The sequence below is a fragment of the Desulfobaculum xiamenense genome, from assembly GCF_011927665.1.
Taxonomy (GTDB): Bacteria; Desulfobacterota; Desulfovibrionia; order Desulfovibrionales; family Desulfovibrionaceae; genus Desulfobaculum; species Desulfobaculum xiamenense.
Genome location: NZ_JAATJA010000001.1, coordinates 1,224,348 through 1,239,008, shown reverse-complemented (window position 1 = coordinate 1,239,008; position 14,661 = coordinate 1,224,348). Strand labels below are relative to the sequence as shown.

The window sequence follows — 14,661 nt, the reverse complement described above, 5'->3', positions numbered from 1 at the left end:
GCGATTCCGTCAGTTGTTTGGGCAGGCGTCCGGCGGGGCGTCCAGCGCGGGTGAGGTGCGCACGCGGCCGAGGACGCTTGTCGCGGGGTCTGCCGTGAAGTGGTTTCCGGACAGGTCGATGTCCAGCGGGGTGAAGCTCTGCACGTCGAAGGGCGTGTTGCCGTCGAACACCGTGGAGGTGATGCGCGGGGCAACGCCCGTTCCTTCGACCACCAGTCCGCCCATGCCGCCGTTGCCCCGGATGAGGGAGCAGGTGATGGACGGCCTTGCGCCCTCGCGCAGCAGAATTCCGGCCTGACTTGATGCGCGGACGGTGAGCGCCTCGATGTCCGGAGCGCAGTCACGCACGTTCAGGCCTGTTGTCGCGCCAAGGATGCGCGTTGCGGACATGCGGACGCCTTCCGCCCCGTCGAGGCTGACGCCCGCCCATGTTCCGGGGCGTGCCGAGGTGCTGTTGGGGACGAGAAATACCGGAGCGTCCTGCGTGCCGTGGGTGGCGAGGGTGCCGCGCACGGTGAGGCCCGTGTCCGGGGCGAAGCGCACCAGTGCGCCGGGGCCGATGTGTAGGGCGGCTCCCTTTTCCACGACGAGGGGGGCCGTGACGCTGTAGGGGCCGCGCTCCGCAGGCAGGAACAGCAGGCCGGAGACGCTACCGCCGAGGTCCGGCGAGGTCGCCGCCGCGTCGATGATGCCGGGCTGCGGTTCGGGGATGGTGCGCACTGGAGGGCTGTAGCCGCTAACGTTTCCGGCGGAGTCCACGGCGCGCACGCGCAGAAACGCGGGGACGAAGTCGGCGAGGCCCCGGATCACGGCGGTCGTATCCGTAACGCTGGCCACGGGTTCGAAGCCGGTTTGTCCCTGTCTGCTGGCCCAGACCTCGTAGGAGGCGGTGTCCGTGGAGTTCGACGCCGCCCAGCGCAGGGACGCGCCCTGCGGCAGCGGCTCGGCGTGGAGGTCCTGCGGGGGCTGCGGCGCTGCGGTATCGACGGCCACGCGCATGGCGGCCACGGCCACGGCCTGCGCGCCGCGCGCGTCGAGCAGGTAGCCCCGCGCGGTGACGCCGCGCGTTTCGATGCCGGAATCGGGGAGCCAGACGCCTTCGTAGATTTCCAGTGCGTCGATGTGTTCGAGGGCGTCCGCCAGCAGTTCCGGCGTCGGCTCCATGTCTGCGGCGCGTTGCCTGTCGCGCACGGCGCTTAGGAGTTGTCCACGCAAAATCTGCCGCTGCGTCGCGGGGACGGGATGCATGGGGATGGAGGCCTGTAGGCTGCCGAGGCTCGCGTAGGCGCTGCATTTCGGTTCGCCAACCAGCCGAAAGGTGATCGGCTCGCCGTCGCGGAAGGTGTGTTCCGCACCGGGGACGGCGAACAGCTCAATGTCCGGCGGGCGGGAGCGCACGGCCAGCGGGGATTCCGGCACGGCGATGGTGGCCACCATTTCGCGGAACAGTTCGTCCGTTTCGCGCAGAAGCTGCACCCCGCGCAGGTTCCATAGCGAGGAGAATGCCCCCATCACCAGTCCCACGGGGGAGATGGAGACGCCGCCGCCGAACTCGCGGCTGACGTGGCTGGCCTGCCACAGCAGTTTGCCGTCGGACAGGCGGACCATGCGGGCCGTGCAGCCCACAGAGACCTGCGAGACGAGGCCCGCGTAGGCACGGTCGAAGTGCGTGACCTCGCCGGTGACCACCGCGTCCACGCCGAGTGCCGCCCCGATTCTGCGGGGGGACTGCTCCAGCGCGGTCAGGATTTCGTCATCCGATGTGAAGCCCGCGTTGGCGAGGCGTTCGTCCACCTCGTGCAGTTCGGCGTCGCGGTAGGGGAGCGCGGCGAGGTGCCGATACATGCCCTGACGCACTACCACGCGCGGGTCGTCCTCGCGGGGGAGGGTATCCCACGCGCCGCCGCCGCCCGAGAACGGCAGCACCGCCACGGAGCGCGGCGGAGACTGGAGCATGGCGTTTGTGTTCTCGTATTCGCCGTTGAAGATCGTGAACGGCGTGTCCGTGATCGGCCCGGCCGAGCGCTCAACGTGGCGCTTGCCGCCGCAGGAGCACAGAACTGCGACAGCGAAAAGGGCAAGGACGATGCACAGTGGCGTGCGGGAAAGGGGCATTGGTGCGTTCTCCGTGTTGTCCGGACGCTCTGGCGTGATTCGCGTGCGTGTGGATGAATGCAAGATTCGTCCCTGAATGGCTGGAAGTATGCCATGACAGGGGGCTGTGGCGCAATGCGCGTTCGCGTGCGGTGTCGAAGCGTGGGAAAGACGACGGTGTGGCGGAAAATGCGAGGCGTGCCAGCGCTGCGGGAGGTTTCGCCGAAGAAAAGAGTGGGATGCAAACGACGGCGGCCCGGTCGGAATGTCCGGCCGGGCCGCTGATTCATGCGGTGAGTTCGCGCACGAGGTCGAGGTAGGGTTCTATGCCCGCCTCTACGTCAGTGGGCCACTGGAAGGGGCCGGGGCGTTCCTCGGCGCTTGTGGCTTCAAGCATGGCCGCGAGGGTGTGCGCGTCGGCGGAGTCGGCCAGTACGTGGCGCTCGGGCAGGAAGTGGCTGGAGCCGTTGTCGCGGGTGGAGATGACCCGCGTGCCGCTGGCCAGCGCTTCGAGCACGGCGTTGGAGCACGTATCGTAGAACGAGGGCAGGCAGAAGATGTCGCTTGCGCGGTACAACGACGGCATGTCGTCCACGCGGCCGAGGTGGGTGATGCGCCCTGCAACGCCGAGGTCTTCGGCCAGCCGCCCGAAGCGGCCGGGGTGACGCCCGCCAGCCACGAGCAGCCGGAAGTTCGGCGGCAGCATGGACAACGCCGAGGTCAGCGTGCCGAGGCCCTTGAGCGCGAAATTTGTGCCCGCGAAGGAAATGGCGACGTCGCCGTCGGCGAGGCCGTAGGAGCGGCGCAGGGTGCGGCGTTCGTCTTCGCTTGGCGGCGAGAAGCGTGAGAGGTCCGGCTTGTTGTAGATGACGCGCAGATCGCGCTGGGCCAGCCACGGGTGGGCCTCCAGTAGCCAGTCCCGCACGCGGTGGGACACCGTGACGCAGACGCGCTGGTTGGCGAGCGACGTTTCCTCCAGCGAGCGGATGAGCATGTTGGCCGGGGACAGTCGTCTGCGGGTCATCTTCCAAGTACGCGGAAGGCCCGGTGCCCACGCCCGCTGCGACAGCCGCCAGAATACGGACAGCGGGCCACCGCTCATGCGCAGCACGTCCTGCGCGATGGTCTTGCCCATGGAAAAGCTGAGGTCGTAGCCGCCGCGTTTGCGTGCGCGTTCGGCCGCATAGGCGTACCATGCGATCTTGCAGGCGCGCGTCAGTGGCGGACGGCCCACGATGACCGGGCGTACGCCCTCGGGAGCGGGCGTCTCCTGCCGTGCGCAGATGAATTCTACATCGTGCCCGGCTGTGGCCAGCGCCGTGGCCAGCCGCAGGGAAAAGCCCTCGGCGCCGCCGTAGGTGGAGAGCTTGGGCAGCATGATGGCGATGCGCGCGCTCACGATTCGCCTCCGTACACGGCCAGCGTGCGTTCGAGGAAATCGCGGCCCGAGAGGGTGGCGATGCGTTCGGCCTGCCGAGCGGCGATGCGCGAAAGGAAGTCCGCGTCCGTGGCCGTGCGGGTGAGCATGGCCGCCAGCGCGGGCACGTCTGCGGGCGGGAACATGGCTTCGTCGTCAAGGAGGTCCGGCATGACACCAACGGTGGTGCCGACGAGGGGCACGCCGCAGGACATGAACTCCAGCGCCGCGCGGGCGATGGTCTCGGACCACTTGGAGGCGACCACGCCCACGTCGCAGGCCGAGATGCAGGCGGCCACGTCGGGGCATTTGCCGGTGATGACGGTGATGTCGTCCACCTCGGCATGGCCGATCCATCCGCGAACCTCGGCCTCGCTGGTCGCGGTCTCGAAGCCGATGAGCATGAGCCGCAGATGTTGTGCGCCTGCCTTGCGTGCGGCGGCCACGGCCTCGATAAGCTCGCGCTGTCCCTTGACCTCGTCGAAGCGGCCGAGCAGGCCGATGACGTGGTGCGAATTGTCGAATCCGTACCTGTCGCGCACGGTCATGCGCCCTTTCTGCGTGAAGGCGAAGACGTCGCGGTCCACGCCGCCGAGGATGAGGTGCAGGCGCTTTTCGGGGATGCCGAAGGTATTCAGGAAATGCCGATGCATGACGGAGTTTGTGGACACGACGGCGTCGGCGCAGGTGGCGTGCAGCCAGCGGTTGGGCATGTTGTTGCGCGGCAGGCGCTGGTCGCCACGGGTTCGTACGAGGCGGAAGCGGCTGCTCAGCGTGCGCAGGAGGCCCCACAGCACGAAGGATTCGCCACGGTGGCAGTTGACCACGTCCGGCCGGAACTCGTCGACAAGGCGCGAGATGTCGCGCATCAGGCGGGTGATGGTCAGCGGGTTGGCGGTGTTGAGCGGCATGGTCCGCACGGGTAGGCCCCATGCGAGGGCCTTGGCGTGGGTTTCCGTGCCGTCGAGGGCGAGGACGAGAACCTCGTGCCCCGCGTCCATCAGTAGTCGGCTGAGGAACAGGGCGTACCATGAGGTGGCGTTGAACCACCGGACATTGACCACTTGAATGATGCGCATGTGGCCTAGTACGGATATTGCATATAAATTGCAAGAGGCTGGATGCACCCCGCCGGAGCGTCAGAGCTTCGACGCCCCGGCGGATGATGGATTGCGCGGGCCTTCCGAAGGCGCGGCAATTGGCCCTAGCGGACGCAATCTTCCGTTTTTTTGACTGCTTCGGACTTGATGCGGTCCAGAAGTTCGGCCAACGTGGTCTTGACGTTTTCGCGGAAGTCGCCCGCCACGATGATGAACAGGAGGTCGTCCCCGGGCTTGAGGCAGCCGGAGCGGCCCTCTGCGAGGCACTTCCAGATGCCGGGGCGCTGTTCGTACTCGGCGCACAGGGCGTCGATCATTGCCTGATCGGCCTGCACGGTGACGCCGGTGACCTCCGCGCCGTCGGCGCGGGAGGTGGCGCGAACGACGCCATTGTGGCACAACAGCATTCCGACGTTTTTGGCGAATTCGGGGTCCTTCTTCAGTTCGGCGATGGTCCTGGTGATGTCCATGGTGTGTATCTTGATGGGTTAGAGGTTCTGCGACGTGGCAATGTACAAGTTTTCGCTTCTGCTCAAGGATCAGCCGTCCCTGCACGAATCGCGCATGTCCGCGCCGGGCTATGCGGTGTGGATGGTGTGGTCTGGCGAGCTGTCGAGCGCCATCCCTTCCACCTTCCGCGACTTCGGCGGCATGGAGCTATCCACCTCGCCGAATCAGGCCCTGTGGTTCTTCTTCACGAAGGACGTCTTTTCCGCGTTGGCGCGCTTGCAGGTGTGGGCGAACCTCAATGTTTTGCCGGTCTTCATACAGGTCCTGCCCACGTCGATGCAGGTAGGATTCCAGTTGGAGATGGCCCTGTCAATCCCTTCGGAGCTTTACGCGCAGCAGGCCATGCCGCCGGACGATTTTCAGGTGCTCGTGCATCCGGACCTGCGCACCGTGGTGGAGGGCATACCGGGCATCAGGCTGGAGGCGCTGGAACGCAGCATCACGGGCTTGGCCTCGGCCTCGTGGCGGCAACTGCACGGTGACCCGCGCATGGGCTTCACGTCGAGCCTCGGGTGGTTCTTTATTCTCAAGCCGCTCGGCAATCCGTTGGACAAGGCCTACATGGAGGGCTGGCGGGCCTTTTTCGGTGAGCTTGAGGGCATCATCAAGCGCCTCAAGTTCAAGTATCTGCTTCACGACGATTTCCTGATCTTCGCCATTGAGAACCATTCCTCGCTACGCAAGTGGTGTCTGGAAATTCTGACTTTGCTGCGCAAGGTGAAGGGGAACGAGGACCTCGTCTACTGGCCGAGCGTCATGGCCGCTGTGGACAAGGCCGGTTTCCAGTTCAACGAGGAACTGCCGAAGAAGGTGGGGTTGGACTGGGACAAGATGGTCCCGGATTTTCCGCACATGAGCTACTCCACGGCCTTTTTGCTTGGCGAGCCGTTCAAGATCAAGGACGTCAGCTACAGCTTCGAGCGTAGCCGCCTGTCCGACTGGTGCTACGTGCACCTGGCCGGCGGGGCCGAGGAGGAGATCGGCGGGGCGCTGGCCATGACCATGCCTGTGGGCTTGGTGGCCGGAAAGTCCCACAACTGCTTCTACTGCGGCATGCGCAACCACGCCGAGGCCCAGTGCCCGAGCCGCGCCATCGCCATGCTGGATCCGGAGGTTTGGAAGCTCGTCTCGCACATGAGCCTCAAGGAAATGAACGACGCGCTGGCGCATGCCGGGGCGCAGTTGGGGGAGGCTCCGGAGGAGGCCCTACGGCATCTGCTTGGTGGTAAGGACATGGCAGGGCTGATTACACGGGCTATTTTCGAGATCAACGCGCCATCGCAGTTGCGCCTTTTGCCGCTGGTGTGGCGCAGCATGGGCAAGGAGATGCCGAGGGGCATCGAAAAGCTCATGGCCCCCGAGAACACCATGCAGATGCGGGCACTTAACGCGTTTCTTGCCGGAGAGGTCTCGCAGGCCGAGAAGCTGGCCAAGGAAGGAGCGCTACGCAACCCGCGCGATTTCCAGTTTCGCGGATTGCAGGGCTTCATCGCTCTTGAGCGCGGGGAGTTTGAGCGTGCTGTGGCCTTCTGGAAGGAGGCCGAGCCGCTTGGCGATTCGCCGCTACATTTCGCCTACCACAAGTTTCTTCAGGCCCGCGCTCTTGAGGTGCAGGGACGCTACGACATGGCCATGGGCCTCTACAAGGAGGCCGGGGTGCTGTGCCCGCGCTGGACGGAACTGCGCTACCGGCAGGCCGTGTGCATGATCAAGATGGGCTTTTCCGAGCATGTGGTTGGCCTCGTGGACGACCTCGTGGATGAGGATCCGCATATCTTCAACCGTCTGCTCATCGACCCCGAGGTGGAGCGCGGCTACATGCAGATACTCTCCAACCTCTGGGGGCGTTGGAATCTGGCTCAGCAGGGGGCCAAGGATTCGGTGGTCAAGCTCAAGGAACTCGGCGAGGAATTGGAGGACTGGTTCGGGAAGACCAACGAGTTCAACCGCGAGATGCAGCATCAGGTCGTGCAGCTCATCGAACTGGCGGACGTGGAGAATTTCGTGATCTTCAACCAGATGATCCGCGGGCGTATGCAGCTGGCCCGGCGGCTCAAGACCAAGGTCGCCACCGAGGTTAAGCATCTGGAGCGGGAGGGGCAGAAGTTCCGCGATCGTCTGCGTCGGATCAACGATGAAATCTCGTGGTTTCCCTTTCCGCGAGCGTTGCGCGAGTTCAACAAGGACTTCAACTTCTGCGTGACGAAGCTCAACTGGATACGTCAGCAGCATTTTCAGGTGGCGCGCAATTTCCGCAAGAGCACGGAATTTCTCGAACAGGTCGAGGATAAGCTCAACCGGCTGGCCATCCGGCTGGTGACGCTCAAGATTGTGCGGGATACGACACTCTTCGCGCTGATCCTCGGCAAGGGCTTCATGTGGATCGAGATCATCTGCCTTGGGCTGGCGCTGGTGACGATACCCGTGGCTGTGTACTTCGCCGAGGCCTACGACATGACATGGCTGCGCGAGGCCATTCATGCCCAGCGCTGGGCGTTGCAGAAGGGACTGGTGATCATCCTCTCCGTGGCGGCGCTGGTGCTGGCCGCGCTTCGTACGGCCATCGTGTTCGAGAAAAAGAAGACGGAATTGTTCGAGCGCTCGGAAAAGGCCTGAGCGTCCGCCCCCGGGTGGGGGCGGGACGCATGGCACGCACGGTCACGGCAGAGGTTGTGTCCGTGCGTTCGTTTTTCGTGTCGCCCCGGATAATGGAGGGGAAGCCGCATGCCCCGCCGCCGTGGTGGCGTGGGGCGCTTCCATGGAGTGTTCAAAGACGCAGCCGCCGCAGGATGCCCGGCAGGGTGGTGGGCATCATGCGGCGGCAGGAGGACGGCTACTGTCGCGGGACGAAAAAAAAGGCGGAAGCTTGCGCTCCCGCCTGAAATTCCAAATCGAACAGGTCGATTTAGACGCAGCCGGTGGGCTTGGGCAGGCCTGCCATTTTGCAGGCACCCTTGCCGGGGCCGGAGGGGAAAAGCTCGTAGATGTGCTTCAGCTTGAAGCCGGTCACCTTGGAAAGGATGCGCACCATCGGAGCAATGCCGTTCTTCTTGTAGTAGTCCTGCAGGAAGTCGATCACCTTCTGGTGTTCTTCGGTGAGGTCCTTGATGCCCTCGGACTCCTTAACGTACTCAACCCACTCGGGGGACCAGTCTTCGAAGCGCTGAAGGAAACCGTCTTCATCGATGTCGAAGGCTTTGCCCTGGTAATCAACAGTAGCCATGTTTCGTCCTCCTTAGGATGGTTATGAACGATAACCGTTCCTGCACGCCAATCCGCCATACGGCAGTGGGGCGTGCGCCTATAGTAGGCAGCATTCCGCTGCTCAACTCCATATAATAAGACGACACTCTCGTGTTGAAGACACGGCGGAGTCTACGTCTGCGATATGAATTTTGTCAATGCCTTTCCGCCACAAAATGGGTTGTTCCCTGCGGGCTTGACGACATTGGGCACTTGTTTACCTGTCCCCGAGAATCTCGTCAAGATGCACCCGGGCGAAGTCGAGGCTCTGATCCAGTTTGAGCGCGTTGGCGAGGCAGTGTATGGCTTCGTCCCTGCGTCCGAGGTTCTTGTAGCACATGCCCATGTTCGCGAGGTCCATGGCCGAACCGCTGTCGAGGTCGAGCGCGGCGCGGAAGTCCTCGATGGCGTGCTCGAAGTCCTTGCGCTTGAAGCGGCTGACGCCGCGCAGGTTGAAGTATTCCTTCACCTCGGGGCAGTGGGTAATGGCGCGATCCAGATGCGGCTCTGCAGCCGCGAAGTCGCCGGACTGGGTCAGGGCGTAGGCCTGATAGAACGCCGCCAGCCCCTTGTCGTCCTCGCAGGGTTGCAGGGGTTCCGCGGCCGCGAAGAGGCGTGCCGCGCCGTCGGTGTCGCCCATGCGCAGGCTCGCCAGCGCGCGGAAGAAGGGCAGGAAGTGCGCGCCGGGGTAGACGGCTTCGAGAACCTCAAGGCCCTGTGCCGTTTCGTCCAGCGGGGATTCCTCGGCGAGGATGCGGCCAACGAACAGCCCAAGCGAGGCGTGTTCCGTGCGTTCGCGGAATAGGAAGCCAGGAACGAAGCTGTAGTTGGCGGGGATGCCCAGCGTGGGATGCATGGTGGACACGCTGTAGAGCGTGTAGCCCTGCGCGGAGAGGCCTTCTGTCAGGTTGTGCAGTTCGCGGCCGATGTCGCCAGCGGTGATGCTCGGAAGCGAGGAAAGCGGAGCGACGCTGCCGTCGGTGATGTGCGAGATGGCGTCGAGGCTGGTGTACTTGGGCAGGCCGGAGGCCTCGTAGTTGGCCTCGGTCTCGAAGTCCCCCGCGAGCTGCGCCACTTCGGTCAGGGCGCGGATGGCGGCCTTGGCCGGAGATGCAGCGGTGCCCGCCGTGTAGACGATTTCGCTGGTGTCGGGGAAGGTGGCGGGGTCGTAGGCCAGCGCGGCCACGGTGGGCGCGGGCATGCCGAGGGTCATGTCCTTCAGCCAGAAGCGGATGCCGTTGTCGCGGAAGGCGCGGACCAACTCGGCCAGCACCGGATCGTCCGACGAGTCGGGATCGAGGGTTGGCATGGTCGGCGTCGTGCGGTCGGTCACTGCGCTGACGTGGCGCTCCACCAGTTCCGACGCGCCCTGAAGAATGGATTCCTCGAAGGTGTTGCCCGCGCTAGAGCCATTGAATTCGTTGAGCTTCTTGAACCAGTCGAGGGGAACGTACTCCTCGCGGCCGAGGGTGACGTTGGTGGCGGGGTAGAAGCGCCAGCGCACCAGATCGAGCACCCGCACGGCGTCCTCTTCGGTGATGGTGTCACCGGCGGATTTGATGATCTCGGAAACGGGGATGAGACGGCCGGGCCATTTCGCTTCGGCCTCGGACCATGTGAGCGTCTCGAAATTGGTCTCGTCGTCCCAGAAGGTGAAGAAGCTGTAGCGCTCGGTGAGTTCCATGAGGGCCGAGGCCTCGGCCTGTATGGGGGACGCGCCCTTGCCCATCTGCTTGCGGGTGGGCATGACGCGCCGGGCGGCATCGCCACAGATGCTCATATAGACGGGGATGCCGAGGCGGCCGGTGTCGATGCGGCGGGCTTCGGCGAGGATGTCAGAGCCGAAGCTGGTGAGGCGCTCGCGCACGCGGGCCACGGTTTCCGTCGGAGAGCAGGCCTTGTCCTGCTCTTTCGAATAGGCCTTGGGACAGCTCTTGATCTCGATCATGTCATCCTACCTGCTTGCGCGGTTTGAAGCGATGTATCGTGCACAGGTACTTCTCGCTCTCGCCGTTGTCCAGACTGGCCTTGCAGCCCACGGTGCGCTCGGAGGAAAGGAAATCCTCGTCGACGAGCTTGAAGAAGCGAGTGGATTTGCGGGAGAAGTTCTTGCTGAAGATGACTTCCGCGTGGGGGACGGGCTTGATGTGGGCAAGCATGAATTTCACCAGTCCGCGGTGCAGGCGCTCGATGTAGAGCACCTCGGAGCCGACGATGTAGTCGAAGCGCTTGCCGAGGCGATCAGCCGCGAAATCCGCCTGACGCACGTCCACGCGGTCTTCGAGACCGTTCTTCAGCGCGTTGATGCGCGAGAAGAGCAGCGCGTCGGGGTTGGTGTCGGTGAGCGTGGTACGGAATCCGGTCGCGGCGGCGAACAGGCCGCACACGCCAACGCCGCAACCGATTTCGAGCACTTCGGCATCGGGGCGCGGCGGCAGGACGCACACGAAGTGGGACAGGATCATGCTGGCGGGCCAGACCTTGGCCCAGAAGGGCAGGTCGATGTCGTCGTCCGTATCCGCCTGCGAGATCTTCTCCACATATTCGGTCATGTTCGATATCTGGAGCAGTTCGAGCGTATGGCGGCCCGCACTGAAGGGTTCGAAATGGACCTGATAGCGTTCTCGCGCACAGTCGAGCAGTTCGTCGAGGGGCGCGTCGAGGGAAATGGGAAGGGGAGTGCTCATCTGGCCTCCTGATGGTCAGGCTGGGGCGCATTCCCGGTGCTGGTGGGGACCGCGCCGTTTGGGCAAAAAAAAAGCCGGCCTGAAAGGCCGGCTGGAGTTCGGTGGAGCGGGAGACGGGATTTGAACCCGCGACTTCAACCTTGGCAAGGTTGCACTCTACCACTGAGTTACTCCCGCAAACTATTGGAGGCGGCATCCGGATTTGAACCGGAGAATCGAGGTTTTGCAGACCTCTGCCTTACCACTTGGCTATGCCGCCTCGTTAAACCGAAGAGTTAGGCGTATAGTCCGAGTGAAGACATCTGTCAATGTCATTGCGCTCCGATCCGAAACAACGCCCGACCCCGGTAGAACCTAACCTTTCGGAAACGGTTCCGCAAGAAGCGCGAAAGGTCCGTCGGTCAGGATAAACACCGAAAAACCGGTGTTGGAGTCATAAATTGGAGCGGGAGACGGGATTTGAACCCGCGACTTCAACCTTGGCAAGGTTGCACTCTACCACTGAGTTACTCCCGCTCTTTGAAAGAGCCGCCGTCGCTGCGGTGAAAAGGTGTCTATGCGAACTCGAAGGTCCTGTCAACACGCAAATTTCAAAATCATGAACTTTTTCATGGCTTGGTCCAGACGAGGCTCCTTGTCCCCCGTACGGCCTTGAAGGGGCGTCCGGCGGCGATGTCCGCGAATGCGTGTTGCGTATCGTCCACCACCGCCCCGGCGAGAGTCCTGACGCCCATATCAAATAAAGAAGGGGAGAAGGGGACGCTCGGGCCGAGGAGCATCACGTGGGCGTCCGGCCTGCATAGGGCAAGCAGTCCACCGAGCGAGCCGTTGAGGAGCGTCGTGCCGGTGATGGCCACGAAGTCGGCCTGCGGCAGGACGCCCGCCGCCTTGTCCGCCGGAAGGTCTCCGGGGCGCGGGGCGAGCTCTAGCACGGCGAGGGAGGCGAAGACCTTGCCCTCGCGGTCCATGCGCTCCACGAATGGAAAGTGACCGACCACTACGACATGTTTGCCGCCGCCATGCTCGGCGATGAGTTGCTGGCCGGGCAGTTCGCTGGCTTCCTGCGGCGGCGGGGTGAGCGCGTTGATGGCGGCCAGAGCGAGTGCGCGGGCCTGCGGATGCGCCGCGTCGTCAGCAGGGGCGAGGATGCGTTCGGCGAGTTCGAGAAGGGTCGCGGGTAGCGATGCGGAAGTGGGTTCCGGCTGGCGACCGTGATCGCTGCCGATGCGGGTGGCAATGCCAGCCCGGCCTCCGGCCACGCCCACCATGTGCCCGCCGATGACGGTTTGCGTCACCGGTCCGTCGAGTTCGCGCGATGCGTCGGCGAGGATGCGGGAAAGAATAATGTCATGCATACTTGCGTTCTCCGTGACAGGACGTAATATCACAAGTGCGGACATACGTTTGCAAACCGCTTTTGGCAAGTGCGCAACGCGTGCGCACAGCGGTGGAGCGTCTTGTACGCGTCCGGCTCTTTACTTTTGTTCACGACCTGTTATATGGACTCCTCTTCAATCCCGCACGTTCCGCCACGGAACATCCTGTGGAAAGCCTAGCCCGGAGGGATGACCATGGATCAGAAAGACATCGAGATGTTCCGCACCCGTCTGAACCAGATGCTTGACGATATACTGCGCAAGGGTGAGGAAACCATCGAGGACATGACGGACAGTCCGGAATCCTATGCGGACCCTGCCGACAGGGCCACCGCGGAGTCCGATCGCTCGTTCACGCTGCGTCTGCGGGACCGTGAACGAAAACTCATCAAGAAAATTCAGGCGGCACTTCAGCGCATCGATAACGGCACGTTCGGCGAGTGCGAAAGCTGCGGCGAGGAAATCGGCGTAGCTCGCCTCAAGGCGAGGCCCGTGACGACGCTGTGCATCCACTGCAAGAGCCGTCAGGAAGAAGAGGAACAGGTGCGCGGGGACTAGTCCTTTCGGGGAAGCCCTCGCCGCCGCGCGCGGTGACTGGGCTGCCGCGCGCACGACACCATGGAAGCAAATTTTTTCCGTTGCCTCGCCCGCGAGCTGGGTTCCACCCTCGCTGGCGAACGCATCGAACGTATCTTCAACCCCGCGCCGGGCGTATGGTCCTTCAAGGTCCACTCCGACGCGGGGACTTATCTTGTCGTCAGGTCGTCCCGCAAGGGAGGGCTGGTCTTTCTGGCCGACGAAAAACCCGCCAATCCGGCCGTGCCCACCAATGCGTGCATGTGGCTGCGCAAGCGCCTCGAAGGACGCCGACTGCTCGATCCGTTCGCGGATTGGCAGGGGCGGCGCATCGCGTGGGCGCTGACTCCCGGCGAGGGCGCGTACCTGCTTCTCGACATGGCTGCCGAGCCGCAACTCGTCGATGAACTCCCCTCGGGCTTCGGCGACGAGGCACCATGGCCCGACGCCGGGCAGGTGCTGGACGACGCGCAGGTCTGGCGGACGCATCCGCAGATATCCCCGGCCCTGCGCCGCACGCTCATGACCATGCCGCCCGCTCGGGCGCAGGCCGTGCTTGGCGCGCTGGAGCGCGGCGGTTGCTCACATTTCTTCGTCTACATGTCCGCAGGCGAAACGCCGCGCGGCGGCGAGGCCTTGCCGTGGCGGTTGCCGCCGGAACTCCACGCCGGGCGCACGGAGCATGTCTTCGAGTCCGCACTCGCGGCGGCGCAACTTCTTGGCAGCACCGAACTCTATCCCGAACTGGCCAGACTGGCCGTCGCGGCGGACAACGAACGCCTCCGCGCACAGCGCCGCAAGCTCTCTCGTTCGCTGGACAAGCTGGCGGAGGAGGAGTCGCGCATGCGGCGATTCGTGGCCTGCGGCGGGGATGGCGAGCTCTTGCGTGCGTGGATGTACACGTTTGACAAGAGCGCGAAACGGCCCTACGTGGACCTGCCCGACTTCGAAGGGAACGAGCGCCGCATCGACCTTGATCCACGCCTCTCCCTCTGCGCGAACATGGAACGTCTGTTCCATCTTGCGGCCAAGGGGCGGCGCGGACTAGCCTTTGCTGCAACCCGGCGCGAGGCGTTGCAGGCGGAGCTTGACGCGCTGGATTCTGGCGCGGCGCTGCCGCTTCCCGTAGCGGTCGTGGAGCGTCCGCGTCGCGAGCGACAGCAGGAGCGCACCCGGCCGCAGGGCGTGCAGGTGGGCGTGTTTCGCACATCGGACGGTTTCACCGCGTACCGTGGGCGAAGCGCCAAGGGCAACCACGAGCTGCTTTCGCGGCTCGCCAGCCCCTTCGACCTGTGGTTCCATGCCGCAGGCGGGCCGGGGTCGCATGTCGTGCTCAAGCGCGACTATCCTGAGCAGCCCGTGCCCCGTTCGAGCATTATCGAGGCCGCCGTGCTGGCCGGACTGAAGAGTCACTACACTGGTGCCCCGAGGGCCGAGGTGATGTGCGCGCTGGTCAAGCACGTCCGCAAGAGCAAGGGCCTTGCGCTCGGGCAGGTGGCCGTGGACCGCGTTATCGAGACGATCCTCGTGGACCTTGATCCGCAGGTGCAGGAGCGTCTGACCCTCGCGTGATCGTGCCCGCGTTCGAATTGGACGTGCGGAGGCAAAAAGGGTAACGTGGCGCGGTCTTGTGTTCCAAACATTTGTAAAGATAGGAC

The 14,661-nt window shown here is 64.2% G+C and carries 11 protein-coding genes and 3 tRNA genes; 3 read left to right on the top strand and 11 right to left on the bottom strand.

From position 1 onward, the window contains the following. Positions 1 to 9: 9 nt before the first annotated feature. The 4 genes from GGQ74_RS05635 to GGQ74_RS05620 form a co-directional block, all read right to left on the bottom strand. The gene (locus tag GGQ74_RS05635; RefSeq protein WP_167940526.1) at positions 10 to 2,115 is read right to left on the bottom strand and encodes a hypothetical protein; all 2,106 of its coding nucleotides are present in this window, start codon (positions 2,113 to 2,115) and stop codon (positions 10 to 12) included. A gap of 265 nt (positions 2,116 to 2,380) precedes the next feature. Continuing rightward, the gene (locus GGQ74_RS05630) at positions 2,381 to 3,493 is read right to left on the bottom strand and encodes a glycosyltransferase family 4 protein (protein ID WP_342448581.1); all 1,113 of its coding nucleotides are present in this window, start codon (positions 3,491 to 3,493) and stop codon (positions 2,381 to 2,383) included. Beyond that, positions 3,490 to 4,590: a glycosyltransferase family 4 protein gene (locus GGQ74_RS05625; protein ID WP_167940525.1), complete on the bottom strand. Its 1,101-nt coding sequence runs from the start codon at positions 4,588 to 4,590 to the stop codon at positions 3,490 to 3,492. Before GGQ74_RS05625 ends, GGQ74_RS05630 begins: the two co-directional genes overlap by 4 nt. Before the next feature lie 125 nt (positions 4,591 to 4,715). Next, positions 4,716 to 5,081 (bottom strand): molybdenum cofactor biosynthesis protein MoaE, encoded by a 366-nt coding sequence (locus tag GGQ74_RS05620; protein ID WP_167940524.1) that lies wholly within the window; start codon positions 5,079 to 5,081, stop codon positions 4,716 to 4,718. 34 nt (positions 5,082 to 5,115) lie between these two features. Here GGQ74_RS05620 and GGQ74_RS05615 point away from each other — a divergent pair, with 34 nt between their 5' ends. Continuing rightward, on the top strand, positions 5,116 to 7,737 hold the full coding sequence (locus tag GGQ74_RS05615) for a tetratricopeptide repeat protein (protein WP_167940523.1): 2,622 nt from the start codon (positions 5,116 to 5,118) through the stop codon (positions 7,735 to 7,737). 289 nt (positions 7,738 to 8,026) lie between these two features. On the opposite strand, the gene GGQ74_RS05610 is transcribed toward GGQ74_RS05615, so the two are convergent. From GGQ74_RS05610 to GGQ74_RS05580, 7 genes are all read right to left on the bottom strand, one after another. Next, complete coding sequence (locus GGQ74_RS05610) at positions 8,027 to 8,344, bottom strand: TusE/DsrC/DsvC family sulfur relay protein (protein WP_167940522.1); 318 nt, start codon at positions 8,342 to 8,344, stop codon at positions 8,027 to 8,029. Positions 8,345 to 8,581: 237 nt separating this feature from the next. Next, a complete protein-coding gene (locus GGQ74_RS05605; protein ID WP_167940521.1) occupies positions 8,582 to 10,312 on the bottom strand; it encodes a YcaO-like family protein in 1,731 nt (576 codons plus the stop codon). A gap of 1 nt (position 10,313) precedes the next feature. Beyond that, positions 10,314 to 11,051, bottom strand: coding sequence for a class I SAM-dependent methyltransferase (locus GGQ74_RS05600; RefSeq protein ID WP_167940520.1), 738 nt, complete (start codon positions 11,049 to 11,051; stop codon positions 10,314 to 10,316). 102 nt (positions 11,052 to 11,153) lie between these two features. After that, positions 11,154 to 11,228 (bottom strand) — tRNA-Gly (locus GGQ74_RS05595). 7 nt (positions 11,229 to 11,235) lie between these two features. Further along, a tRNA-Cys gene (locus GGQ74_RS05590) sits at positions 11,236 to 11,310 on the bottom strand. A gap of 182 nt (positions 11,311 to 11,492) precedes the next feature. Next, a tRNA-Gly gene (locus tag GGQ74_RS05585) sits at positions 11,493 to 11,567 on the bottom strand. 92 nt (positions 11,568 to 11,659) lie between these two features. Continuing rightward, positions 11,660 to 12,406, bottom strand: coding sequence for a Rossmann-like domain-containing protein (locus GGQ74_RS05580; protein ID WP_167940519.1), 747 nt, complete (start codon positions 12,404 to 12,406; stop codon positions 11,660 to 11,662). Positions 12,407 to 12,622: 216 nt separating this feature from the next. On the opposite strand from GGQ74_RS05580, the gene dksA reads away from it, so the two are divergent. After that, a complete protein-coding gene (gene dksA / locus GGQ74_RS05575) occupies positions 12,623 to 12,985 on the top strand; it encodes an RNA polymerase-binding protein DksA (RefSeq protein WP_167940518.1) in 363 nt (120 codons plus the stop codon). A gap of 60 nt (positions 12,986 to 13,045) precedes the next feature. After that, complete coding sequence (locus GGQ74_RS05570; protein ID WP_167940517.1) at positions 13,046 to 14,575, top strand: NFACT RNA binding domain-containing protein; 1,530 nt, start codon at positions 13,046 to 13,048, stop codon at positions 14,573 to 14,575. The last annotated feature ends 86 nt before the right edge of the window (positions 14,576 to 14,661 follow it).